Raw genomic sequence first — 20,982 nt, 5'->3', positions numbered from 1 at the left:
CATCAATCTTTTAGGTAATTACCTATTATTATTAAAGGTGAGATTTCAAGAGCGCAAAGGTACAAAATAAAATAGAGAAAATTGAGGGTTAGGAACTTTCGATGATTTTTAAGTAGGTTAACCCAGCCAATTACGTTTATGGCGAGAACCAAAACAAAACCGATATAGATAATTATAGCGGAGTTTGGCGTAATATAAGTAAGAAATATATTCGCTATAAAAATAATGATAGCACTGTGGTTAAGATACGATAGTTTTTTGAAAATAAATTCGGTTACGGTTGTTGTAGAATTGAAAACAAAGGCGTTTCCAAACTGTAAAAGGATTTTAACCATAAAAAACAATACAACTAAGCACAGTATTGTAAAATAGGCAAATGTACTTTGGTAGGTTGTTTCTTTGACTATTATTTGCAGTATGTAATACACAAATAGAGAAATGTTAAGTGCTGTAAATGCACTCCAAAGAATGTTAAACCAATTGAATAATATGTGTTTTTTGCTGTGGAGAAAAATGTACTTATTGTTAAAAGGAAGTACTACAAAATTGATGAATTTATTATAAAAGAAGGTCTTGCTTAATACCAATATAAAAAGACTCATAACAAAGATGCTAGTGATCCAATCTACGTTATTAAATCCTCTAAGTATAGATTCCATTTGCGTTGTATTTTTCACCTACTTGGTGATGCATCAAAATTACAAATTATTAGCATACAATTCATTCTAATTCATTATCCTATTGTAAATTAATGGTTCACTATTAAAATCGTAAAAAAATCATAAAAATGAACTTAGATTTTATCACAGCAATTTAAATAGTATTTTTGTCTGTTCAAGATTAGAAAAGAATGACAGATAGCTTAGTTATTATTCCTACTTTTAATGAGATAGAAAATATCGAGGCCATTATTAAAGCTGTATTTGGACTTAAAAAGGATTTTCATGTCCTAATTGTTGATGACAACTCTCCCGATGCAACAGCGCAGAAGGTTGAAGAGCTAATTGGAACATACCCAGGACGGCTGTTCTTAGAGGTTCGCAAAGAGAAATTAGGGCTCGGTACTGCCTATATCCACGGGTTTAAATGGGCAATAGCTAAAAAATATGATTATATTTTTGAAATGGATGCTGATTTCTCCCATCCTCCTGCAGATTTAATCAATTTGTACAATACTTGTGTTGCCGGCGCAGATTTAGCCATAGGTTCAAGGTATGTAAAGGGAATTAATGTAGTAAATTGGTCCTTGTACAGAATCTTACTTTCTTATGGTGCCTCGTTCTACGTAAAAGGAATTACCGGAATGAAGGTAGATGATCCAACAGCTGGTTTTGTATGTTATAAAAGAAAGGTATTAGAAAACCTCAGTTTAGATACAGTGCGCTTTATTGGGTATGCTTTTCAAATAGAAATGAAATTTAGAGCTCACCTTAAAGGTTTTAAGATAGTAGAAGTGCCCATTGTTTTTACGGACAGGGTACGTGGTAAGTCTAAAATGAGTTCTTCAATAATTGGGGAAGCCGTTTTTGGGGTTATAAAAATGAAATATATCAGCCTCTTTCAAAAAAGTAAATTTTAGTATGGGAAAGACACTAATAAAAAATGCCAAAGTAGTAAATGAAGGTGCTGTTATGGCATGCGACATTTTATTAGATGGAAATTATATTGCCAAAATAGACAGTTCAATTAGCGCCGTCAATGCCAAAATTATTGACGCCAAAGGAAATTATGTTCTTCCGGGTATTATTGATGATCAGGTGCATTTTAGAGAGCCTGGCCTTACCCATAAAGGATCTATTGCAACAGAGAGTAGGGCGGCGGTAGCTGGTGGTGTTACCACATTTATGGAACAACCAAACACCAATCCGCAAACCACTACCATTGAAAAATTAGAGGAGAAATTTGCGATCGCCAAAGCCACGGCTTATGCAAACTACTCTTTCTTGTTTGGTGGAACCAATGACAATTTAGAAGAATTAAAAAAATTGGATAAAAACGCCTGTTCTGGAGTAAAGTTGTTTCTAGGATCTTCTACGGGTAATATGTTGGTTGATGATGAAGAAGTCATTGAAAAAATATTTAGAAATACAGAATTGGTTATCTCTGCACATTGTGAGGATGAAACTACCATTCGCAACAATATGGCTAGGTATACAGCGGAGTTTGGAGATGCCATTCCTGTAGCTTATCACCCCAGTATTAGAAGCACAGAGGCTTGTTATTTGTCCTCTTCCAGAGCTATTGCCTTAGCAGAGAAGACTGGAGCACGATTACATGTTTTTCACCTGTCTACGGGTAAAGAAACCGGTCTTTTTAGGAATGATATTCCTTTAAAAGATAAAAAAATAACAGCAGAAGTTTGTGTGCATCACCTGTGGTTTTCTGGGGAAGACTACAAAGAAAAAGGAACGCTTATTAAATGGAATCCGGCGGTAAAAACAACAGCGGATAGAGCCCAATTGTGGGATGCACTTTTAGATGATCGTATTGATGTTATTGCAACAGACCACGCACCGCATACCTTGGAAGAAAAAGACAATGTGTATACTAAAGCGCCATCAGGAGGACCATTGGTACAACATGTTTTGCCCGCCATGTTAGAAAAAGTTATAGACGGCACTATAAGCATTGAAAAAATGGTAGAAAAAATGTGCCATAACCCAGCGATCTTATTTCAAATAGAGAAGAGAGGTTATGTTCGGGAAGGTTATTTTGCAGACTTAGTTATCGTTAACACTGCAGATGCTTGGCAGGTTAGTAAGTCTAATATATTATACAAATGTGGATGGTCACCTTTTGAAGGCCAGACATTTAAATCTAAAATTTCACATACATTTGTAAATGGCCATTTGGCTTATGAAAATGGTGTTGTTTCAGAAGAACGCAATGCGCAAAGATTAACTTTTAATAGATGAAAAAATTTAGTGTAATTATACTCCTACTTGCTTTCGTTTCCTGTGCAGAAAAACTGATTGAGAAGCCACAAAATCTGATTCCTAAAAAGAAGATGATAAATGTGCTTTATGATCTGGCTATAATCACTGCGGCTAAAAACTCTAATTCTGCTGAGTTAATAGAGAATAACATTGAAACAATGCCTTATATCTACGCAAAGTACAATATTGATAGCATTCAATTTGCAGAAAGCGATTTGTATTATGCAGCTGATCCAACCAATTATGAAGATCTTTTTATTCAAGTTCAAACGAGGCTAGACAAAGAAAAATCGGTTTTAACAGATGCTAGAAAGGTAAAGAATGATAGTATTTCGAAGGCGAATGATGCCAAAGCAAAAAGTAAAAAAGTTAAGGATACTCTTCTAAGAAGCGGCCCGAAGTAAAGCGTATAACAGGATCTAAATCTGTAAATTCAAATTTAATTGCCTCCTTTATTTTAGTGTTGCTATATATTTCTTGTCGTTTTAGCCCATGTACCTGCATTTTAGATAACTTTCGGCCTCTTCTAGTTAGTAAATGCACCAGCCAATCTAATTTATACAAAACAGTTAGTTGCCATATTTTTAAAGGTTTCCTAGGCGCAGGTTTCCCTAAGGCAGCTGCAATTTTAGTTAGTATCACCTTGTGTTTTAAGTTTTCAGCAACGGCGATATAATTTTCGTTTTTTATTGGAGATTCCATTAAAGTAACAATCATCCTCACAACATCGTCTACGGCAATAAAACCACTACCATTGGGTGGGTAATAAGATAGTCCCTTTGCAGTTTTGCTAAAAAACTGACCGCTACCAGAATGCCAAAACCCGGGTCCCAGAATAACTCCAGGATTAATAATTACGGCATCTAATCCTTCTTGAGTGCCACGCCAGACTTCCATTTCTGCTGTATATTTGGTGAGCGCATATACATTTACATTGGTGTCGTTCCAGTCGTTTTCTTCCGTGACAATCGGAGACGCTTCATTTTTACCAATAGTGGCAATGGAACTAAGGTAGCCTAGTTTTTTTATATTATGGGCTAAACATAAATTTACAATATTAGCTGTTCCCTTGGTGTTTGTGTTTTTTAGGGTAAAATAGGTGTTGGGATCAAAAGAGATAAGAGCAGCACAATGGTAAACATATGTTATATCCTTAAAGGCTATTTCTAAGGATGGGATATCTGTAATATCGGCTTCTACCCATTCAATCTTAGCAAATAAGGCTTCAAAGTTTTCTTCGTAATACGAAAATACTTTTTTAACCTGTTGTAGGTTGCTATCTTTCCTGTGAATAGCCCTAACAGTTTCTCTTTTTTTTAGAAGATGTACTAAAAGATGTGCACCTACCAATCCTGTGCCTCCAGTTACCAATATCATAGTTCAAATTTAAGAATTTAATTTGCTATGGACTACCGTCAAAGCTTTCTATTTCTTTTATATTTGTAGCTCCTATTAAAAAAACAGATATAATGATTTCTAATTTTGTTGCAGAATTAAAATGGCGGGGAATGATCCATGATGTGATGCCCGAAACCGAAGAACACTTATTAGCTCAAATGCGCGCTGCATATGTAGGTATAGATCCTACGGCAGATTCCTTGCATATAGGGCATTTGGTAAGTGTAATGATGTTGCGTCATTTTCAGTTGGCGGGTCATAAACCGTATGCGCTTATTGGTGGTGCAACCGGAATGATTGGAGATCCTTCTGGGAAATCTGCTGAGCGTAATTTGTTGGATGAAAAAACACTTAGGCACAACCAAAACGCTATAAAAAATCAATTATCTCGTTTTTTAGACTTTAATAGTGATGCAGAAAATGCAGCTATTTTAGTTAACAATTACGATTGGATGAAGGATTTTTCCTTTCTAGAATTTATTCGTGATGTTGGAAAACATATTACCGTAAATTATATGATGGCCAAAGATTCTGTAAAAAAACGCTTGACTTCTGAAGCAAAAGAAGGCATGTCTTTTACAGAGTTTACCTACCAACTTGTGCAAGGCTACGATTTTTTACATTTGTTTAAAGAACACAGCTGCACCCTGCAAATGGGCGGTAGTGACCAATGGGGGAATATTACTACAGGAACAGAAATGATTCGTAGAATTGGCGGTGGTAAAGGCTATGCGCTTACATGTCCGTTAATTACAAAGGCCGATGGCACTAAGTTTGGGAAAACTGAAGGCGGTAACATTTGGTTAGACTCAGAACGCACGTCTCCTTATAAGTTTTACCAATACTGGCTAAACACCTCTGATGAGGATGCAGAAAAGTTTATAAAAATATTTACTTTTTTAACTAAAGAAGAGATTGACACTTTAATTGCAGAACATAAAGAAGCACCACATATGCGTGCTTTACAGAAAAAATTAGCTGAAGAAATTACCATTAGTGTACACGCTAAAGAGGATTTAGACAATGCCATAAAAGCGAGTGATATTCTCTTTGGGAAATCTACTTCGGAAGATTTAAAAACCCTGAATGAAAAAACATTCTTAGATGTTTTTGAAGGTGTTCCTCAAGCAGAAGTTACTAGGGCAGACATTGAAGAGGGCTTGGATATGATAGGAGCGCTAGCTGCAAAAACTCAGTTTTTAGATTCTAATGGGGCTGCACGTAGAGAGTTAAAACAAAATGCAATTTCTGTAAACAAGGAAAAAGTAAAGGAAGATTATCTAATAACTAGCAAAGATTTAATCAACAATAAGTTTGTGCTGTTGCAACGCGGTAAGAAGAACTATTTTGTGTTGGTGGTAAGTTAGGCTAGTTTGGTTGTTGATTTTGGTGCAATGTTGAATAGTTATCCTTATTCTAAGGATGTGTTTTGGTATACAATAATGATCAGGTATATTGTCTTAATTAGGAAATTATGGGTAATATTGACTTCAAAAACGATAACTTAGAGAAAATAAAGACAGCATAAATAATGTCCAAAACCACCTACCGCATCTACGTTATTGAATTGACAAAAAAGGTATTTACAGAAAATGCCAAGTTTAGGACGGCTAATCCGCAGTTCAATGGGGTGTTAGAGTGTCTGTATGTGGGCATGACGAGCAAAACCCCAAAAGAACGCTTTGTACAGCATAAAACAGGTTATAGAAACAAAAAGGGGTATAAGTTATCTTCCAATATTGTTCAGAAATACGGGTCCTACCTTAGGCCTAGTTTGTACAATCATATAGATCCACTAACAAGTAGAGCAGAAGCGCTAAAAATGGAAGAACAACTAGCTTTGGAATTGCGAAGACAGCGCTATGCAGTTTGGTATAATTAAAACCGTCTCTTTTAGCAAATAGTAGAAATAATAGTAACTTTAGTGCTTCATTAAAAATAATACTGCTTTTCGTAAATATAAGCATCATCAAATAAGAAGCAATGAAGAAAATTTTAGTTCTTAGTTTTAGTTTTTTACTGTGTACAACACATGGTTTTTCTCAAGAAAACAACAACTCCGTTTTAACTATAAAACAAATTATGCAAGCCGATGCCTTTGTAGGGCACTTACCTTCTAGTCCGCGTTGGTCTGCAGATAGTAAAGACATTTATTTTAATTGGAATCCTGAAGCCGCTTTTAGCGACTCGCTTTATGTGTATAATCTTAAAAATGAAAAGTCGACTAAGGTTGGGTTTGAAACAGAATACGCTTTACCGTCATTCTATAACACTTTCAATACCAAAAGAACCAAGAAAATCTATGAAAAGCGTGGCGATATCTATATGGTAGATGTTGCTACAAACAAAACCATTCAAATAACCCAAACAGAAGATTACGAAAGAAATGCACAGTTTATAGAAAACGATACTAAAATTGCCTTTCAAAAAGGGCAGAATATCTTTAGCTGGAATATAGCTACTGGTGCAACGGTTCAGCTTACTAATTTTACGGATGTAAAAGAAAAAAAAGAACATAAAAGCGAAAAAGATGATTGGTTGTACAATGACCAACTTGCCCTTTTCGATGTGTTGCGTGAGCGTAAGGCTAAAGCAGACGCACGTACCGAAATGCAAAAGCGATATAAAGAAAAAGAATTGTTTGCCATAGATACGGACGGCCAATCTATAGGCAATCAAAAAATAAGTCCAAACGGAAAATATGTTACCTTTATAACCAGTAAACGCGCTAGTAATAAAGGCACTACAATGCCACATTTTGTAACGGAATCTGGTTATGTAGAAAATGAAAATACGCGATCTAAAGTAGGAGATGAACAAACCAAATACGAGTTATTTGTTTGTGATTTAACAACAGAAAAAACATACCCTGTTATTTTAGATAACTTAGAAGGCTTAGATTATATTCCCGAATACACCAAAGACTATCCGGATAAAGCCTATAAAAACGACAATAGAATTGGATACATCTCAGGCCCTATTTGGAGTGCTGACGGAAAATATGCAATCCTAGATATTAGTGCTAATGATTATAAGGATCGTTGGATTGTTTTACTAAATGCAGAAGATGGCACGGTTACAAACTTAGACCATCAACATGACGAAGCCTGGATTGCTGGCCCAGGTATCGGCAGAGGTAATTTAGGGTGGATGCCAAATAATAAAAGCATCTGGTTTCAATCAGAAAGCACAGGTTATTCTCATTTGTATACGGTAGATGTCACCACTAAAAACACAAAAGCACTTACATCTGGGGAGTATGAGATTTATAGTCCGTACTTATCTAAAGACAAAACACGTTGGTATTTTACGGCAAATAAGAATCACCCAGGAGACAGACAGTTTTATACCATGCCGGTACAAGGGGGTAAATTAACAGCCTTAACGTCTATGACTGGTAATAATGAGGTTAGCTTGTCACCAGATGAACGTCAGCTTGCAATTTTACATTCTTATGCTAATAAGCCAACGGAATTGTATGTTCAAATCAATCCTATCAAGTCAAAAGCCAAACCTGTTGCAAAACAGATTACGAATTCCTTGACAGACGATTTTAAAAAATACAATTGGAGAGATCCTGAAATCATCACATTTAAGGCAGCAGATGGTGCCGAAGTTTACGCGCGCTTATATCAACCAAAAGCAACTGTAAAGAACAAAGCAGCCGTTATTTTTGTGCATGGTGCTGGGTATTTGCAGAATGCGCACAAATGGTGGAGTTCTTATTTTAGAGAATACATGTTTCACAACATATTGGTAGATAATGGCTATACTGTTTTAGATATAGATTATAGAGGTAGTGCGGGCTACGGTAGCGATTGGCGAACCGGAATTTACAGGCATATGGGGGGTAAAGATTTATCAGACCAAGTAGATGGTGCCAAATTATTAATGGATAAATATGGCATAGATCAAGATAAGGTCGGTATTTACGGAGGTTCTTATGGAGGTTTTATTACACTTATGGGAATGTTTAATGAACCCAAAACCTTTACGGCTGGTGCTGCCATACGATCTGTAGGTGATTGGGCAGCCTATAACCACGGGTATACGGCTCGTATTTTAAATACACCGGTAACCGATAGTCTTGCCTATAGAAGAAGCTCTCCTATTTATTTTGCAGATGGTTTGCAAGGTGATTTACTGATTCTACATGGGATGATAGATGATAATGTGCATTTTCAAGATATGGTACGCTTGTCTCAGCGTCTGATTGAATTGGAAAAAAAGAATTGGGAAATGGCATTGTATCCAGTAGAACGGCATGGTTTTGTAGAGCCTAGTAGCTGGACAGACGAATACACCCGTATTTTTAATTTGTTCAATGAAAGTCTCTTAGATATTACTTTAAAAAAATAAGACCAATGCATAAAACGCTATTTAGTTCAATTTTAATACTAATGTTAGGTTCTTGTAGTGCTCCAATAGAACATAAGATGGATGATTTAGCTGAGGCTTATGTAAAATTAGTTTTAGAAATAGGGCAATACGATAGTGATTTTGTTGATGCGTATTACGGTCCTGAAGAATGGCAGCCAACGGCCGTAAAATTAGATACCATACCAGCTGCAGATTTTTTGGCTCGGGCAATTCGCTTATTGGAAAAGTCTGATTCCGTTGCTGTAACTGCTTTTTCTGACTTGGAAAAAGCAAGGCATAGAATGTTTAACAAGCAACTTGTAGCGGTTAAAACGAAATTGAAAATGATGTCTGGTATAAGCTATAGTTTTGATGAGGAGGCAAAACTTTTGTATGATGCAGAACCACCCCATTTTACAGTAGCTCATTTTAATAAATTGCTAGAAACTCTTGAAGAAGAATTGCCTGGGGAAGGTGAATTATCAATCCGCTATAATAATTTTGCCAATCAATTTATAATTCCAAAAGATAAGTTAGACACTGTTTTTAGAGTGGCAATTATAGAAGCTAGAAGACGTACAAATCACCATTTTAAATTACCCGAAAATGAAGATTTTGTATTGGAATATGTCAATGATAAAAGTTGGTCTGGTTATAATTATTACCAAGGAAAAAGTAAAAGTTTGATACAGATAAATACTGATTTTCCAATTTTTATTCAGCGCGCTATAGATTTAGCATGTCATGAAGGCTATCCGGGACACCATGTGTTTAATACTTTATTAGAACAAAACTTGGTAGAAGCCAAAGGGTGGAAAGAATTTTCGGTTTATCCGTTGTTTTCTCCTCAATCGTTAATTGCAGAAGGCAGTGCCAATTACGGTATTGAGGTTGCCTTTCCTGGAGATGAAAGAGTGGCATTTGAAAAAGAGGTGCTCTTTCCTATTGCGGGTTTAAATGCAGCCCAGGCAGATAAATACTACAGAATACTGGATTTATTAGCGCAATTAAATTATGCGGGTAATGAGGCCGCGAGAAGGTACCTAGATGGAGAGTTTACGAGAGGAGAAACTGCCAAATGGCTCCAAAAATATTTGTTCTACGCCCCAGAAAGGGCCTTACAACGCACGCGTTTTATAGATCAATATCGCAGCTATGTGATTAATTACAATTTAGGAAAAGACTTGGTTGCGGATTATGTGAAGGCTAAAGGAGGAACAGTAGATGAACCAGAAAAACGATGGGCTATTTTTAAAGAATTGTTAAGCAACCCACATACGGCAAGTAGTTTAAAATAATTATGGATTATTATGTCCTTCTAAATTGCTGATAAAAGAATCCCTACCAATTTCCCGAGCCCCTAAACTTTCTAGGTGGGGGTTATAAACTTGGCAATCTATGAGTTTGTAGTTCTGGGCAGCGAGTTCTTGTACCATCGTTATAAAACCGTATTTGGAAGCATTGCTAACCTTACTAAACATACTTTCGCCACAAAATACAGTTCCTAAATCAATGCCATATAAGCCGCCTACTAAAACATTATCTAACCAAACTTCGTACGAATGAGCCATACCTATATCGTGCAATTCTTGATAAGCGTTTTGCATTTTTTTGGTAATCCATGTGCCGGCTTGTCCGTCTCTAGGAGCGGTAGCACATTCATGTATAATTTTAGAAAAACATGTGTTCTTGGTTATGGTAAAAGCCTTATCTCGCAAAAGTTTACGCATACTTTTAGAAACTTTTAGTTCGCTAGGGAACAATACCATTCTTGGATCCGGACTCCACCATAAAGGCAGGCGGTCATCTTCAAACCAAGGAAAAATTCCGCTTTTATAGGCGTGAACTAATCGTGCAACCGATAAATCGCCCCCAGCGGCTAACAAGCCATCCTCATTGGCGGTGTCAACTGGGGGAAATTCTATGGTATCTGTTAAATACTGTAGGGGATTGACCATAGCGGTCTAGAAAGGCAAATCGTCGTGATCTTCTTCATTCAGGTTGTCCGCTGGTTCAAAAGCTTCTGCTGGAGCCACAGGAGGCATCCCTGCATCTGTAGAAGCTGTTGCTTGTAAGTTTTCCATGCGCCATCCTTGGATAGAGTTAAAATATTTAGTTTCTCCTTGTGGATTAACCCATTCTCTACCTCTAAGGTTGATGCTTATTTTTACAGTTTGCCCAACGTTATATCCGTTCAATAAATCACATTTATCTTGAACAAATTCTACCATTATGTGTTGAGGATACTGCTCTTCAGTGGTTACAACAACTTCTCTTTTTCTAAATCCGTTACTTCCAAAAGTTTGAGTTTCCCCAACCATTTTAATTTTTCCTTGTACTTCCATCGTAATTGTCTTCTTTGTGGGTGTTTATGTAATCTATTCTTATTCTATTAAATCTATTCTGGCCAATAATAATTTCCATGCTGCTAACACATTATGATTGGCTAGGTATTCTTTTGCTTTTAATTGTATTTGCGCACCATCATTTGTACTTAAGGTGGTGCGAACTGACATATCTGAGGATACAAAAGCATCTACTTCTCCAGCAGTTGGTAATTTCTCGATATTGCCTAGCATTCCTAAGTCGTTCCCAGATAATATACAACTACTTCTTATAGGTAGCGGTATTTTATCTATGCCTATACCAAGTGTTGCTAATGGTTTTTCCACTTCAAATAAACCTTGGTTTGCCCTACTGTACCAATTGCCTCCCATACGGGCAACCAGATCTATTTTATGCTGATCTATGCTTCCATTTGCATCTAAAATATCGGTGTGCAGATGAATTTTTACAACTTCAGAAAAAATGAGGTTTCCTGCTCCTCCTTGATCGCCTAAAGCTTCCACCTTTGTCACTTTACACTCAAATTGTACAGGAGCTTCGCCAACCCTAAAAGGTTTTACAAGATCAGATTTCACCATAGTAAGACCTGCTTTTTTAAACTCGTTTTCTCCTTCTGCATATTCTGTACTAGACAGCGACATTTGTTGAACAATTGCGTAATTTACGATATTGATGACAACTTCTTTAGTTTCTAATACGTTGGCCAATGTGTGTTTAGTGGTGTTGTCCCTTACTCTTCTAGCCGGTGAAAAGATTAAAATGGGAGGGTTAGCACTAAATACATTAAAAAAACTAAAGGGGGATAAATTCGGTTTACCCTTCGCATTTAGGGTACTTGCAAAAGCTATGGGTCTTGGTCCTACGGCACCTAAAAGGTAGCCGTGCAATTTTGGCGTGCTTACCTCGTTTGGTAGTATAGAAATTGTTTTGCTCATACGATGCAAAGGTACATAATTTGTGGGCTATTTAAAACAACAAGCCACTATAGAAATACCAAATACATATGATTTTACGTTATCTTTAAACAGAATTAATTGCTAGAATGAATTTTAATCCTAAAAATAAAACTATAAATATATCCTTAATGGTGGGGGCTTTTCTTATTGTAAGCCTTATCCTTTGGAATACCAATAGTTTTTTTGAAAAATTCAAAAAGGAAGAGCGTCACAAAATGGAGATTTGGGCAACAGCGCAAGCTGAATTTCTTCAGTCTTCACAAACGCAAGACTTAGGTGATTTGCATTTAATGATCTTTCAGAACAACACCTCTACGCCAATGATTTTGGTAAATAAAAGTGGATCTTTCAGTGCTAAAAATATGATGAGCACTAAGATTAAAGACTCTGTTTTTATTCAAGAAAAAATTGAACAATTTAAAAAAGAGAATACTCCCGTTATTATGAACCATCGGGGAGATCATATAGCTACCTTGTATTATGGCAATTCTGAGGTGTTAAATAAGCTAAAGTATTATCCGTTGGCATTGATGCTTATAATTTTCTTATTTGGAGCCGTAATTTTCTTTTTCTTTAAAACAAACAAAGCTTCTGAGCAAAGTAAGCTTTGGGCGGGAATGGCAAAGGAAACAGCTCACCAGATTGGTACGCCTCTAACTTCTCTTTTAGGTTGGAACGAGCTATTGAAAGACGAAAATATAAATCCAGAAATATCAGCCGAAATTGAAAAGGATATTTTTAGGCTGCAAACCATTACGGATCGTTTCTCTAATATTGGATCGTTGCCTAAATTGGAAGCAATGGATATAGTAGCAGAGACAAGGAGTGCTTTCGAGTATATAAAAAGGAGAAGTTCAAAATTGATTCAATTTTCGTTTGACAGTCAGGTAGAATCTTTACCGGTGCTTTTAAATAAACCTTTGTTTAATTGGACCATAGAAAATTTAGTAAAAAATGGGATTGATGCTATGCGGGGCAAAGGGCATATTGCTATTGAAATTACCCATATAGGTGCTGTTGTTAATATTTTGGTATCTGATACCGGGCATGGTATTCCAAAAGGAAACCAACAATCTATTTTTAACCCCGGACATACTTCTAAGAAAAGAGGTTGGGGCTTAGGCTTGTCTCTTGTTAAAAGAATTGTGGAGGAATATCATAATGGAAAAGTAAAAGTATTATCTTCGAGCAAGGAAGGAACTGTGATGCAAATTTCGCTAAAAACGAAAGTTTAACTATGGCTAAGGAAAAATTATTAGTGCTTAAAGAAGCAGACATAAAGAATAATTGCCCAGAATGTTTTCATAATGAACTGTCTGTAACTTTTTATCAAAAACAGAATTTCGGTAAATTTGTTCACAAAACTACTGGTGAAATTAGTAGTGAAATGAAGTGTCAAAGGTGTCATTCTATCATCTACCCTATAAAATGGACAGATGATATTGAACGCTCTTATACGTATTATCAAAAATTAGCAGTGCCTAGAAAAACCAGTGTAAAATTCACGAGTTTGTTTTATATTTTACTCTTGGTTGGGATAGCTGTGGTTGCCGCAGTAGTTTATATTTTTATGCAAAATATTATTCAATTTTAGCGTGGATTGCTGCTGCAATTTCTTGAAATTCTTCAGGGGTAAGTTTTTCTTTTTTCTTAAAAGAAGCATCTTCCATACTGTTTAAAGGGATAAGATGTACATGTACATGAGGTACTTCTAATCCAATTACCGATATTCCTACCCGGTTACAATCAATCACTGCTTCAATAGCTTTTCCTACTTTTCTAGAAAATGCCATAAGCCCTAGATAGGTTTGCTCATCTAAATCTAGAATTTTATCTACTTCCTTTTTAGGAACACAAAGCGTATGACCTTTAGCATTTGGACTGATATCTAAAAATGCAAAAAAATGCGCATCTTCTGCCACCTTATAACAAGGAATGTCGCCATTAATTATTTGGGTAAAAATAGTCGCCATTATGCTCTGGTAATTTCTAAAATTGTAAGTTTTATTTTGCCGTTAGGCACAGCAATTTCTGCTTCATCACCTACTTTTTTGCCTAATAACCCTTTACCGATAGGAGAATTTACAGAGATTTTCCCGGTTTTTAAATCGGCTTCGCTTTCTGCTACTAAGGTGTATTTCATTTCCGTGCCATTAGATTGGTTTTTCAATTTAACGGTAGATAATACCAAAACTTTGGAATTGTCTAATTGCGATTCATCAATGATCCTGGCATTAGAAACAATTTCTTCCAGTTTGGATATTTTTAATTCTAAAAGTCCCTGGGCTTCTTTGGCTGCATCATACTCCGCATTTTCAGATAAATCTCCTTTATCTCGTGCTTCCGCAATATCTTGTGAGGCCTTAGGACGCTCTATGTTTTTAAGCTTATTTAGCTCTTCTTTTAACTTTTTTAAACCTTCAATGGTGTAATAAGATACGTTACTCATAACATTATCGTTTTATAAATAGGAAAATCCTCTAGAAATAAGAGGATTTTATACAAATATACATAATTTTTATACACATTTGCGTTTGTATATGTAGTAAGAGACCTTAAATATGAAATCACTTTTTTACGTTTTAATTGTTTTGCTGCTGTTTTCATGCAGTACAGATCGCACCAATAGAAACCCTTATTTACAGGATATAGGTTTTAGAATAGACCTTAATTTAAGTCTTCCCTCCTATAGTGCTTTAAAAAATACTGGAAACGGTGTATATGTTGGGAGCCAAGGTGTGGGCACTCGAGGAGTTTTTGTAATAAACACGGGGTTTAATAGTTTTATGGCTTTTGAAGCTAGTTGCCCTAATCACGAACCAAATGCTTGTTCAACAATGACATTAGATAGCGATAAACAAAATGTTACTTGTTCTTGTGAAGATTATAAGTACAATCTTTTTACGGGGCAATTTTTAAACAGGCCTGAGGGTGATGTTAAATACCACGACATGTTGTTTTACAGTGCCACGTTTAATGGTAATGTAGTGACTGTAAGAAATTAAAAAGGGAGGGCCATTATTTAAGCCCACCCTTTATAAATGTTGTTAGGCTAACTTTTAAAAGTTAAAAGTAGCTCCTAACAAGAAGTTCGTTCCTGCTTGTGGATAATACCCTTGTACCTCAAAAGTATTTCCTGGTGTAGACCAAGAATCTAAATAGGTATAGCCATTAGAAACATATTTTTCGTTAAAAATATTGTTTACCAAACCAGATAATACGATCGATTTAAAAATGGTATTACAATTTATTTCGTAGGCAAAATTTATATCGTTTACAAAATAACTATCCAGTTTTGAGGCCTCTGTATCTGTATTGCTTAAGTATTGTTCGCTTACAAATTTAGTCATCAAAGACACTTTAAGAGTTTGAATAGGCTTGTAGGTAAATATGTTGCCCAATACCAGGCTAGGTGAAAATGCAATATTAGTATTGCCTAAATCTTGTAAAGCATCATCTCTATTGGTAAAGTAATCTTTATTTTTATTGCTGCTAAGTGCAATGTTAGGTCTCAGAGAAAATTGATCATCCAATACAATAGCGGCATCTATCTCTAATCCTAAACGATGGCTGTCACCAATGTTTTTTCTCAAGGGAGCTCCAACGTCATTCAATTCTCCGGTTAGCACTAATTGGTCTTTATACCCCATAAAATAAACGTTGGTGTTTACTTGTACTAAAGGAGAAACATAGCGCCATCCCAATTCATAGTCATTCAGCTTTTCTGGTTTAGGATTTCCACTTTCATAATCGTTTCTATTGGGCTCTCTGTTAGCTCTAGCATAGGATAGATAGAAATTATTATTCCGATTTAAATTGAAAGTTACACCGGCCTTAGGATTAAAAAAATTAAAGGTGTCGTCTACCAACCCGGTTTCATCACCATTAGCGATATAGCCAACGGTTCTGTATTGTAAATCACCAAAAAGCGACCATTTATCAGTCCATTGATAGTTTAATTTGGTGTACACATTAAAATCTGTTTTTGTAGAATTATCAGCGTAATAGGTTTGATTGTGATTTTTTGCATATTGGGACCAAATAACCTCGCCATAATGATCTCCTTCGTATTTGTTCCATCCTCCTCCAAAGATAAAGTCTACACCCTTGTTGCTATAATTTGCAGAAAAGGTTGTGCCATAAAAATCATTAACCAACCATCTTCTTCTAATTAGGTCCATGGTATTAACGACTTCTCCATTTACCGTAATAGGCTCATAACCATAATCCTCAAAATCGTCCTCCTCTTTGTACTGCTCAAAAAATCCTCTTCCATTGGTGTAATGTATGGCAAGATTAGTAGCCCAATTACTTGAAAGTTTTTCATTCCACAACAATTGAAAATGATCTTGTTTGTAGTTGTCATTTTCATTTTCGTAAAATTTATCTACTCCATTTTCATCGATATACGCACCTACGGGATTAAAAGTTCGATCTTCTTTTAAAGTTGTAGCATCTATACCATCCCAGGATTGATAAGTAACCTGATGTCCGCCAAAAAGCAATGCTTTTATCAAGGTATTGTCATCTACATAAGCGCTTTGTAAAAAGTAAGACTCTAGCTCAGAAGAAGCCCTATCTACATAACCATCGGATATAATTCTAGACAACCTTCCGGAAATTTCGACATGTTCATTGAGCAATCCTGTACTAAATTTGATGTTGTTTTTCATCGTGTTGAAGCTCCCTATAGACGTAGCTATTTGGCCGTACCCTTTATGGGATACCGCATCCGTAAGGATGTTTAAACTGGCCCCAAAGGCACCAGAACCATTGGTAGATGTACCTACACCCCTTTGCAATTGCAAATTTTCAGTAGAAGATGCAAAATCGGGCATATTTACCCAAAATGTGCCGTGAGATTCTGAATCGTTGTACGGAATACCATTAATGGTGACATTTACACGGGTTGCGTCGGTACCACGAACTCGTATGCCAGTATATCCTACACCAGCACCTGCATCTGAAGTTGTGACCACGGATGGTAAAAAATTCATTAAAATTGGAATGTCTTGGCCTAAATTACGAGTTTTAAATTGTTCCTTTGTTAGGTTAGAAAATGTCACGGGAGATTGCTTGGTAACCCGTACTGCAGAAACTAATACCTCGTCTAAGACAATTTTTTTTCCTTCTAAGGAATCTGTAGGTTGTTGTTGGGCAAAGCCCGAAACTGCCAGTCCAAATGTGGCAATTGTTGTGAATAATGTTTTCATTCGTAAAAGTGTTACGAATAAAAGGGGCCGTTATTCTTGTTAAAAATTAGATTTATAGAGTGGCAAGCTCCGTTCATTTGTGCCTTATTTAGATCCTAAAGCGATAATGCTCCTAGTTTCTTTACCTGCGATTCATATTAGAACAAAGTTCTTTTATGAAAATTCCCTTGGCAGCATTACCTGCCCAGGTTCGTTGGGTATAATCTCAGCCTAATTTAATAGGCACCCCTTTGAGATGGCCGCAAATGTATGACGCCCTTTTTATTATTCATAGAAAAAAAGTAACTTTATTAAATTCATCATTTAAAAAGTGTGTTATGAAGTTAGGAGCATTTTCTATTAGTCTTGCAGTAAAAGATTTAACGGTGTCAAAACAGTTTTATGAAAACTTAGGGTTTTCTGTTTTTGCGGGAAATATTGAAAAGAATTATTTAATCCTAAAAAATGGAACTACCTTAATTGGTTTATTTCAAGGTATGTTTGAGAAAAACATATTGACCTTTAATCCCGGCTGGGATGAAAATGCAAGCACCTTAGGTGCTTTTGACGATATCAGAGATATACAAAAGCAGCTTAAAGGTGCCGGTGTTGTTCTGAGTACAGAGGTAGATGAAAAAAGCACGGGTCCCGCAAGTATTGTATTAATTGACCCAGATGGAAACCCGGTGCTTATTGATCAGCATGTGTAACGGCTTATGTTGCATTTTCCGTATCTTATACCTAAGCTATTTTTGTAATGCACAGCTCATGGGTATGCTGTAAACGGCAAATTTTACTATTTGATTTACTTATTTTTAGGTTGATGGCTGTCTTTTAATAAATCGTTCACCGTTTTAACAGGATTAAAAGTTGCAAGCGGTACCTCTACAAAAACAGTATTCCAAAAGGCCATTGCGCCATTCCATAAACCTGGAGATTCTAGTGCTTTTAAAGGCTTGCCGTCTTGTGTTTTTTCTGTGATAAAGCCTTGCTTGTGATTTATATAATCTAGTAAATTATATTTTTCACCTTTGTAATTTTTTATTCCACAAACCAAGTCTACCGGATTAAAATGGGTAGCATTTTGCAAAATTTTAGACTGGTTTTTATTTGATGTATTTATTTGGGCTGTTTCTATAATTTGTAAGGAAACATTCTCTTGATAATCTCTTATCCAAAATGGACCTCCACCGGGTTCTCCTTCATTTTTTACCATACCACAAACGCGAATAGGTCTGTTTAGTTTGTCTTTTAAAATGGCTATTTGCTCCTCATTGCCTAAATGAATAAATCCATTTTGAAAACGAGCATTAAGGTCGTCCATTAAAAAGGATTTTATTTCACGAATAGTTTCATTAGAAACAGCTTCGTTTTCTAATAATTCAGAATACTTAAAAGCTTTGGATTGGACTTTTAGCAAATGCCCAGCTATTATTTTTTTACTAGTTGCCACAGTATCTAGCTGATTAGATACAACTACATTGTCTATGTTTTTAATAAAAATTATAGCGGCATCTTGGTCATTTAAATTTTCAATTAAAGCCCCGTGGCCACTTGGTCTAAATAAGAAACTACCATCTGGTAAACGAAACGGATTGTTATTTAAATCGACAGCAATGGTGTCAGTGGAAGATTTTTGAAAAGAATAATCTACCTGAAATCTAGTATTGGTTTTTTCTGATATTTTTTCAGCAACGGTTTCATACGCTTTAGTAAACAGCTCTTGGTGTTGTTCAGAAATGGTAAAATGTAATTTTGCAACCCCTTTGGTTTTTGCATAAAGTGCTGCTTCATTTAGATGTTCAGCAAAGGGGGTTAGTGTAGCGTCTTTATAGTGGTGGAATGGCAATAATCCTTTGGGAAAAAATCCGTAGTTCAACTTGTCGGTAGACAAAAGTTCGGTTACAAAAGCATGGATTTCTTCTCCAACAGATTTAAAATTATACCCTATTTTTTCTCGGATATTTTCATAGAACGGAAAATGTTCTAAGCCGTTAATGAAAGTTTCAATAGCCTTGTCTTTTGTGGACTCTAAGTAGGCGTCAATGCTTTGTTTTTTAGGGTTGTATCTTTCTAAAAAAAGAAATAAGGCCTTAAACATTCTAGAAGCCGCGCCAGAAGCTGGTACAAATTTCAGAAGCTCTATTTGTTTAGATTGCTCCTCAAAATAGGCAACTAGCTCTTTTTCTTCAGGAGGAGAAAATTTTAAAATACCATCTGATATTACGGCTGCCTTGGATAAATCTACATATTGGATTCCTTCTTTAAAAGTTTCTAACTGGGCTAGTACTTTTTCCTTAGAGATTCCTTTTTTAGATAATTGTTCGATGTCTTGTTCGGAAAAATTCATTTTTCGTGTAATAATTTATCAATATGGTTAATCGCTGTAGCGAGTCTGGTTGGTTTATTTCCTTTTAAAATTATAAAATTACGATCGTATTTTAGTAAAGTATTTTTAAAATAGTTGAACATTTCTTCTCGCTCTTCTGGTTTATCCCTTAAATCATCTGCTTCCCAAGGAATATCAATATAGGTTAGTAAATATAAATCATAGGTGTTTTCTAAGGCATGTTTTTCTAAAATAGGGTCGCAATCCCCCACATAATAGGCTTCAGAATATACTTTGGTTTCCAATAGATCGGTATCGCAAATAAGAACATTGGAAGCTTTTTTACTTAATGTATTTTCTAACTTCATTTGACCTTCAGCAATAGGCAAAAGATCGTTGGGTTCGCATGTTTTACGCTCGTTATTCCATTTGTTTTGCAGATATTCACGAGCGTATTCGGGTACCCAAACTGAATTGTAATGTCTGGCCAATTGCTCAGACAAGGTTGTTTTGCCAGTAGATTCTGGTCCGAACAAAACTATTTTAATAAGGTCTGTGGGCTCTTGCCTATACTTTTTTTCCATGCTAGATAACCTAATATTGCTATTCCTGTAAATATAAAATATTGTAAAGCGCTAAATACAAGTCCTTTGTATAAATACAAAGGAATGGAAATTAGATCTCCAATAATCCAATAGATCCAATTTTCTATTTTTTTCTTTGCCATTAGCCACATCCCAACAAAGAAAATTGCGGTAGTGAAAGTGTCTACATATGCGGTCCAATTTTCAAATTTGTCAAAAACAAGGTAAATTAACCAGACAAAAATTAGAGTGCTAATAAATAAAATGACGGACCATTTTTTTTCGGCTGCTGTTGTTTTTGTTATGGGGATAAAATGAGTGGCATCAACCTTTCGGGTCCAAATATACCAACCATAAATACTCATGGTAAAGTAATAAGCATTAATTAACATATCACCCAACAGTCCAAAAACTAAGAGTATGTAAACAAAAATTGCAGTGCTAATAATTCCAGTCGGGAAAACCAATATATTCTCTCTTTTAGAATATAGTACACTAAGAAGCCCAAAGAAAACACCAAGCAGTTCTAATACAATTAGATAGATCGGCGTATCTTGGTACTGTGCAAAAATCCAATCAAAAATGTGGCTCATAACTGCTTCTGTCAGATTTAACAATCTTCATAAATAACAAACCGCTATCCATTAACTCAAAAGCCTCTTTTATTTCTGAATTCAGCACGTTCATTACCTGGTCATATTCACCATAAACCTGCGTACTTAAAGGGTTTTCTAATATGGTTAAGCCAGATGCTCTAAGTTTTTTTATAAAAGTGATGATGTGTTCTTCAAAAGAATCTTGCAGGGGAGAAAAAGTTAATTCTACAGAAATGTTCATTATTTAATTGTTTTTATTGGTAGATGATATGTAGGTGAAACCTTC

The 20,982-nt window shown here is 35.7% G+C and carries 23 protein-coding genes and 1 riboswitch; of the genes, 11 read left to right on the top strand and 12 right to left on the bottom strand.

The window, feature by feature from the left end; genetic code table 11:
* Window positions 1-2 precede the first annotated feature (2 nt).
* Window positions 3-659: a DUF4271 domain-containing protein gene (locus tag MWU65_RS15825; RefSeq protein WP_281501075.1), complete on the bottom strand. Its 657-nt coding sequence runs from the start codon at window positions 657-659 to the stop codon at window positions 3-5.
* 191 nt (window positions 660-850) lie between these two features.
* Here MWU65_RS15825 and MWU65_RS15820 point away from each other — a divergent pair, with 191 nt between their 5' ends.
* From MWU65_RS15820 to MWU65_RS15810, 3 genes are read left to right on the top strand one after another with little or no spacing between them, the layout of a single operon-like run.
* Window positions 851-1,579: a polyprenol monophosphomannose synthase gene (locus MWU65_RS15820; RefSeq protein ID WP_247079516.1), complete on the top strand. Its 729-nt coding sequence runs from the start codon at window positions 851-853 to the stop codon at window positions 1,577-1,579.
* Window position 1,580: 1 nt separating this feature from the next.
* Window positions 1,581-2,915, top strand: a complete 1,335-nt coding sequence (locus MWU65_RS15815; protein WP_247079514.1) for a dihydroorotase — start codon at window positions 1,581-1,583, stop codon at window positions 2,913-2,915.
* Complete coding sequence (locus MWU65_RS15810) at window positions 2,912-3,340, top strand: DUF4296 domain-containing protein (protein ID WP_247079511.1); 429 nt, start codon at window positions 2,912-2,914, stop codon at window positions 3,338-3,340. The genes MWU65_RS15815 and MWU65_RS15810 overlap by 4 nt, the downstream gene beginning before the upstream one ends.
* Here MWU65_RS15810 and MWU65_RS15805 read toward each other — a convergent pair.
* Entirely contained in the window at window positions 3,306-4,313 is a 1,008-nt protein-coding gene (locus MWU65_RS15805) for an NAD-dependent epimerase/dehydratase family protein (RefSeq protein WP_247079510.1), read from the bottom strand. The two genes, MWU65_RS15810 and MWU65_RS15805, sit on opposite strands and share 35 nt — an antisense overlap.
* Before the next feature lie 92 nt (window positions 4,314-4,405).
* On the opposite strand from MWU65_RS15805, the gene tyrS reads away from it, so the two are divergent.
* From tyrS to MWU65_RS15785, 4 genes are all read left to right on the top strand, one after another.
* A complete protein-coding gene (gene tyrS, locus MWU65_RS15800; RefSeq protein WP_247079508.1) occupies window positions 4,406-5,701 on the top strand; it encodes a tyrosine--tRNA ligase in 1,296 nt (431 codons plus the stop codon).
* 164 nt (window positions 5,702-5,865) lie between these two features.
* On the top strand, window positions 5,866-6,216 hold the full coding sequence (locus tag MWU65_RS15795) for a ribose-5-phosphate isomerase (protein WP_247079506.1): 351 nt from the start codon (window positions 5,866-5,868) through the stop codon (window positions 6,214-6,216).
* 101 nt (window positions 6,217-6,317) lie between these two features.
* Window positions 6,318-8,693, top strand: a complete 2,376-nt coding sequence (locus MWU65_RS15790; RefSeq protein ID WP_247079504.1) for a prolyl oligopeptidase family serine peptidase — start codon at window positions 6,318-6,320, stop codon at window positions 8,691-8,693.
* Window positions 8,694-8,698: 5 nt separating this feature from the next.
* Window positions 8,699-9,991 carry a hypothetical protein gene (locus MWU65_RS15785; RefSeq protein ID WP_247079502.1) on the top strand — a complete coding sequence of 431 codons (1,293 nt, stop codon included), beginning with the start codon at window positions 8,699-8,701 and terminating at the stop codon, window positions 9,989-9,991.
* On the opposite strand, the gene aat is transcribed toward MWU65_RS15785, so the two are convergent.
* Genes aat through MWU65_RS15770 form a run of 3 tightly spaced genes read right to left on the bottom strand, consistent with a single transcriptional unit; the run spans window position 9,992 to window position 11,974 of the window.
* Complete coding sequence (gene aat, locus MWU65_RS15780) at window positions 9,992-10,651, bottom strand: leucyl/phenylalanyl-tRNA--protein transferase (protein WP_247079500.1); 660 nt, start codon at window positions 10,649-10,651, stop codon at window positions 9,992-9,994. It lies immediately after the preceding gene.
* 6 nt (window positions 10,652-10,657) lie between these two features.
* Window positions 10,658-11,038: a DUF3127 domain-containing protein gene (locus tag MWU65_RS15775; RefSeq protein WP_247079498.1), complete on the bottom strand. Its 381-nt coding sequence runs from the start codon at window positions 11,036-11,038 to the stop codon at window positions 10,658-10,660.
* A gap of 39 nt (window positions 11,039-11,077) precedes the next feature.
* Window positions 11,078-11,974, bottom strand: a complete 897-nt coding sequence (locus tag MWU65_RS15770; RefSeq protein ID WP_247079496.1) for a flavin reductase family protein — start codon at window positions 11,972-11,974, stop codon at window positions 11,078-11,080.
* Window positions 11,975-12,081: 107 nt separating this feature from the next.
* On the opposite strand from MWU65_RS15770, the gene MWU65_RS15765 reads away from it, so the two are divergent.
* Both MWU65_RS15765 and MWU65_RS15760 read left to right on the top strand, forming a co-directional pair.
* Complete coding sequence (locus MWU65_RS15765) at window positions 12,082-13,230, top strand: HAMP domain-containing sensor histidine kinase (protein WP_247079494.1); 1,149 nt, start codon at window positions 12,082-12,084, stop codon at window positions 13,228-13,230.
* A gap of 2 nt (window positions 13,231-13,232) precedes the next feature.
* Window positions 13,233-13,589, top strand: coding sequence for a hypothetical protein (locus tag MWU65_RS15760; protein WP_247079492.1), 357 nt, complete (start codon window positions 13,233-13,235; stop codon window positions 13,587-13,589).
* On the opposite strand, the gene MWU65_RS15755 is transcribed toward MWU65_RS15760, so the two are convergent.
* Together MWU65_RS15755 and greA are read right to left on the bottom strand one after the other, a co-directional pair.
* The gene (locus tag MWU65_RS15755; protein WP_247079490.1) at window positions 13,576-13,968 is read right to left on the bottom strand and encodes an HIT family protein; all 393 of its coding nucleotides are present in this window, start codon (window positions 13,966-13,968) and stop codon (window positions 13,576-13,578) included. The genes MWU65_RS15760 and MWU65_RS15755 overlap by 14 nt on opposite strands.
* Window positions 13,968-14,444, bottom strand: a complete 477-nt coding sequence (gene greA, locus MWU65_RS15750) for a transcription elongation factor GreA (protein ID WP_247079488.1) — start codon at window positions 14,442-14,444, stop codon at window positions 13,968-13,970. The genes MWU65_RS15755 and greA overlap by 1 nt, the downstream gene beginning before the upstream one ends.
* Before the next feature lie 112 nt (window positions 14,445-14,556).
* Between greA and MWU65_RS15745 the strand changes: the two genes are divergently transcribed.
* Window positions 14,557-15,000, top strand: a complete 444-nt coding sequence (locus tag MWU65_RS15745) for a hypothetical protein (protein WP_247079486.1) — start codon at window positions 14,557-14,559, stop codon at window positions 14,998-15,000.
* 54 nt (window positions 15,001-15,054) lie between these two features.
* Here the strand turns inward: MWU65_RS15745 and MWU65_RS15740 are convergent, their stop codons facing one another.
* Complete coding sequence (locus MWU65_RS15740) at window positions 15,055-17,208, bottom strand: TonB-dependent receptor (protein WP_247079484.1); 2,154 nt, start codon at window positions 17,206-17,208, stop codon at window positions 15,055-15,057.
* Between the two features lie 145 nt (window positions 17,209-17,353).
* A riboswitch (TPP riboswitch) is annotated at window positions 17,354-17,448 on the bottom strand.
* Between the two features lie 77 nt (window positions 17,449-17,525).
* On the opposite strand from MWU65_RS15740, the gene MWU65_RS15735 reads away from it, so the two are divergent.
* Window positions 17,526-17,897: a VOC family protein gene (locus MWU65_RS15735; protein WP_247079482.1), complete on the top strand. Its 372-nt coding sequence runs from the start codon at window positions 17,526-17,528 to the stop codon at window positions 17,895-17,897.
* Between the two features lie 95 nt (window positions 17,898-17,992).
* On the opposite strand, the gene MWU65_RS15730 is transcribed toward MWU65_RS15735, so the two are convergent.
* The 4 genes from MWU65_RS15730 to MWU65_RS15715 are packed head-to-tail and all read right to left on the bottom strand — an operon-like array spanning window position 17,993 to window position 20,937.
* Entirely contained in the window at window positions 17,993-19,537 is a 1,545-nt protein-coding gene (locus tag MWU65_RS15730) for a DUF4301 family protein (RefSeq protein ID WP_247079481.1), read from the bottom strand.
* Entirely contained in the window at window positions 19,534-20,100 is a 567-nt protein-coding gene (locus MWU65_RS15725; protein ID WP_247079480.1) for an ATP-binding protein, read from the bottom strand. The genes MWU65_RS15730 and MWU65_RS15725 overlap by 4 nt, the downstream gene beginning before the upstream one ends.
* Window positions 20,055-20,693: a nicotinamide riboside transporter PnuC gene (gene pnuC / locus MWU65_RS15720; RefSeq protein ID WP_247079479.1), complete on the bottom strand. Its 639-nt coding sequence runs from the start codon at window positions 20,691-20,693 to the stop codon at window positions 20,055-20,057. Before pnuC ends, MWU65_RS15725 begins: the two co-directional genes overlap by 46 nt.
* The gene (locus tag MWU65_RS15715; protein ID WP_247079478.1) at window positions 20,677-20,937 is read right to left on the bottom strand and encodes a thiamine-binding protein; all 261 of its coding nucleotides are present in this window, start codon (window positions 20,935-20,937) and stop codon (window positions 20,677-20,679) included. Before MWU65_RS15715 ends, pnuC begins: the two co-directional genes overlap by 17 nt.
* Between the last annotated feature and the right edge of the window lie 45 nt (window positions 20,938-20,982).

The organism is Cellulophaga sp. F20128 (genome assembly GCF_023015805.1).
Classification (GTDB): domain Bacteria; phylum Bacteroidota; class Bacteroidia; order Flavobacteriales; family Flavobacteriaceae; genus Cellulophaga.
This window is presented reverse-complemented; position numbering and strand designations above follow the sequence as displayed.

Bases quoted from the DNA above. Each gene is read 5' to 3' on its own strand.
- MWU65_RS15735 (WP_247079482.1), top strand. From the start codon at position 17,526: ATGAAGTTAGGAGCATTTTCTATTAGTCTTGCAGTAAAAGATTTAACG.
- MWU65_RS15810 (WP_247079511.1), top strand. From the start codon at position 2,912: ATGAAAAAATTTAGTGTAATTATACTCCTACTTGCTTTCGTTTCCTGT.
- MWU65_RS15805 (WP_247079510.1), bottom strand. From the start codon at position 4,313: ATGATATTGGTAACTGGAGGCACAGGATTGGTAGGTGCACATCTTTTA.
- greA (WP_247079488.1), bottom strand. From the start codon at position 14,444: ATGAGTAACGTATCTTATTACACCATTGAAGGTTTAAAAAAGTTAAAA.
- MWU65_RS15785 (WP_247079502.1), top strand. From the start codon at position 8,699: ATGCATAAAACGCTATTTAGTTCAATTTTAATACTAATGTTAGGTTCT.
- MWU65_RS15760 (WP_247079492.1), top strand. From the start codon at position 13,233: ATGGCTAAGGAAAAATTATTAGTGCTTAAAGAAGCAGACATAAAGAAT.
- MWU65_RS15790 (WP_247079504.1), top strand. From the start codon at position 6,318: ATGAAGAAAATTTTAGTTCTTAGTTTTAGTTTTTTACTGTGTACAACA.
- MWU65_RS15795 (WP_247079506.1), top strand. From the start codon at position 5,866: ATGTCCAAAACCACCTACCGCATCTACGTTATTGAATTGACAAAAAAG.
- MWU65_RS15765 (WP_247079494.1), top strand. From the start codon at position 12,082: ATGAATTTTAATCCTAAAAATAAAACTATAAATATATCCTTAATGGTG.
- MWU65_RS15825 (WP_281501075.1), bottom strand. From the start codon at position 659: ATGGAATCTATACTTAGAGGATTTAATAACGTAGATTGGATCACTAGC.
- MWU65_RS15755 (WP_247079490.1), bottom strand. From the start codon at position 13,968: ATGGCGACTATTTTTACCCAAATAATTAATGGCGACATTCCTTGTTAT.
- MWU65_RS15740 (WP_247079484.1), bottom strand. From the start codon at position 17,208: ATGAAAACATTATTCACAACAATTGCCACATTTGGACTGGCAGTTTCG.
- MWU65_RS15820 (WP_247079516.1), top strand. From the start codon at position 851: ATGACAGATAGCTTAGTTATTATTCCTACTTTTAATGAGATAGAAAAT.
- MWU65_RS15775 (WP_247079498.1), bottom strand. From the start codon at position 11,038: ATGGAAGTACAAGGAAAAATTAAAATGGTTGGGGAAACTCAAACTTTT.
- MWU65_RS15725 (WP_247079480.1), bottom strand. From the start codon at position 20,100: ATGGAAAAAAAGTATAGGCAAGAGCCCACAGACCTTATTAAAATAGTT.
- MWU65_RS15715 (WP_247079478.1), bottom strand. From the start codon at position 20,937: ATGAACATTTCTGTAGAATTAACTTTTTCTCCCCTGCAAGATTCTTTT.
- MWU65_RS15745 (WP_247079486.1), top strand. From the start codon at position 14,557: ATGAAATCACTTTTTTACGTTTTAATTGTTTTGCTGCTGTTTTCATGC.
- MWU65_RS15770 (WP_247079496.1), bottom strand. From the start codon at position 11,974: ATGAGCAAAACAATTTCTATACTACCAAACGAGGTAAGCACGCCAAAA.
- MWU65_RS15730 (WP_247079481.1), bottom strand. From the start codon at position 19,537: ATGAATTTTTCCGAACAAGACATCGAACAATTATCTAAAAAAGGAATC.
- aat (WP_247079500.1), bottom strand. From the start codon at position 10,651: ATGGTCAATCCCCTACAGTATTTAACAGATACCATAGAATTTCCCCCA.
- MWU65_RS15815 (WP_247079514.1), top strand. From the start codon at position 1,581: ATGGGAAAGACACTAATAAAAAATGCCAAAGTAGTAAATGAAGGTGCT.
- pnuC (WP_247079479.1), bottom strand. From the start codon at position 20,693: ATGAGCCACATTTTTGATTGGATTTTTGCACAGTACCAAGATACGCCG.
- tyrS (WP_247079508.1), top strand. From the start codon at position 4,406: ATGATTTCTAATTTTGTTGCAGAATTAAAATGGCGGGGAATGATCCAT.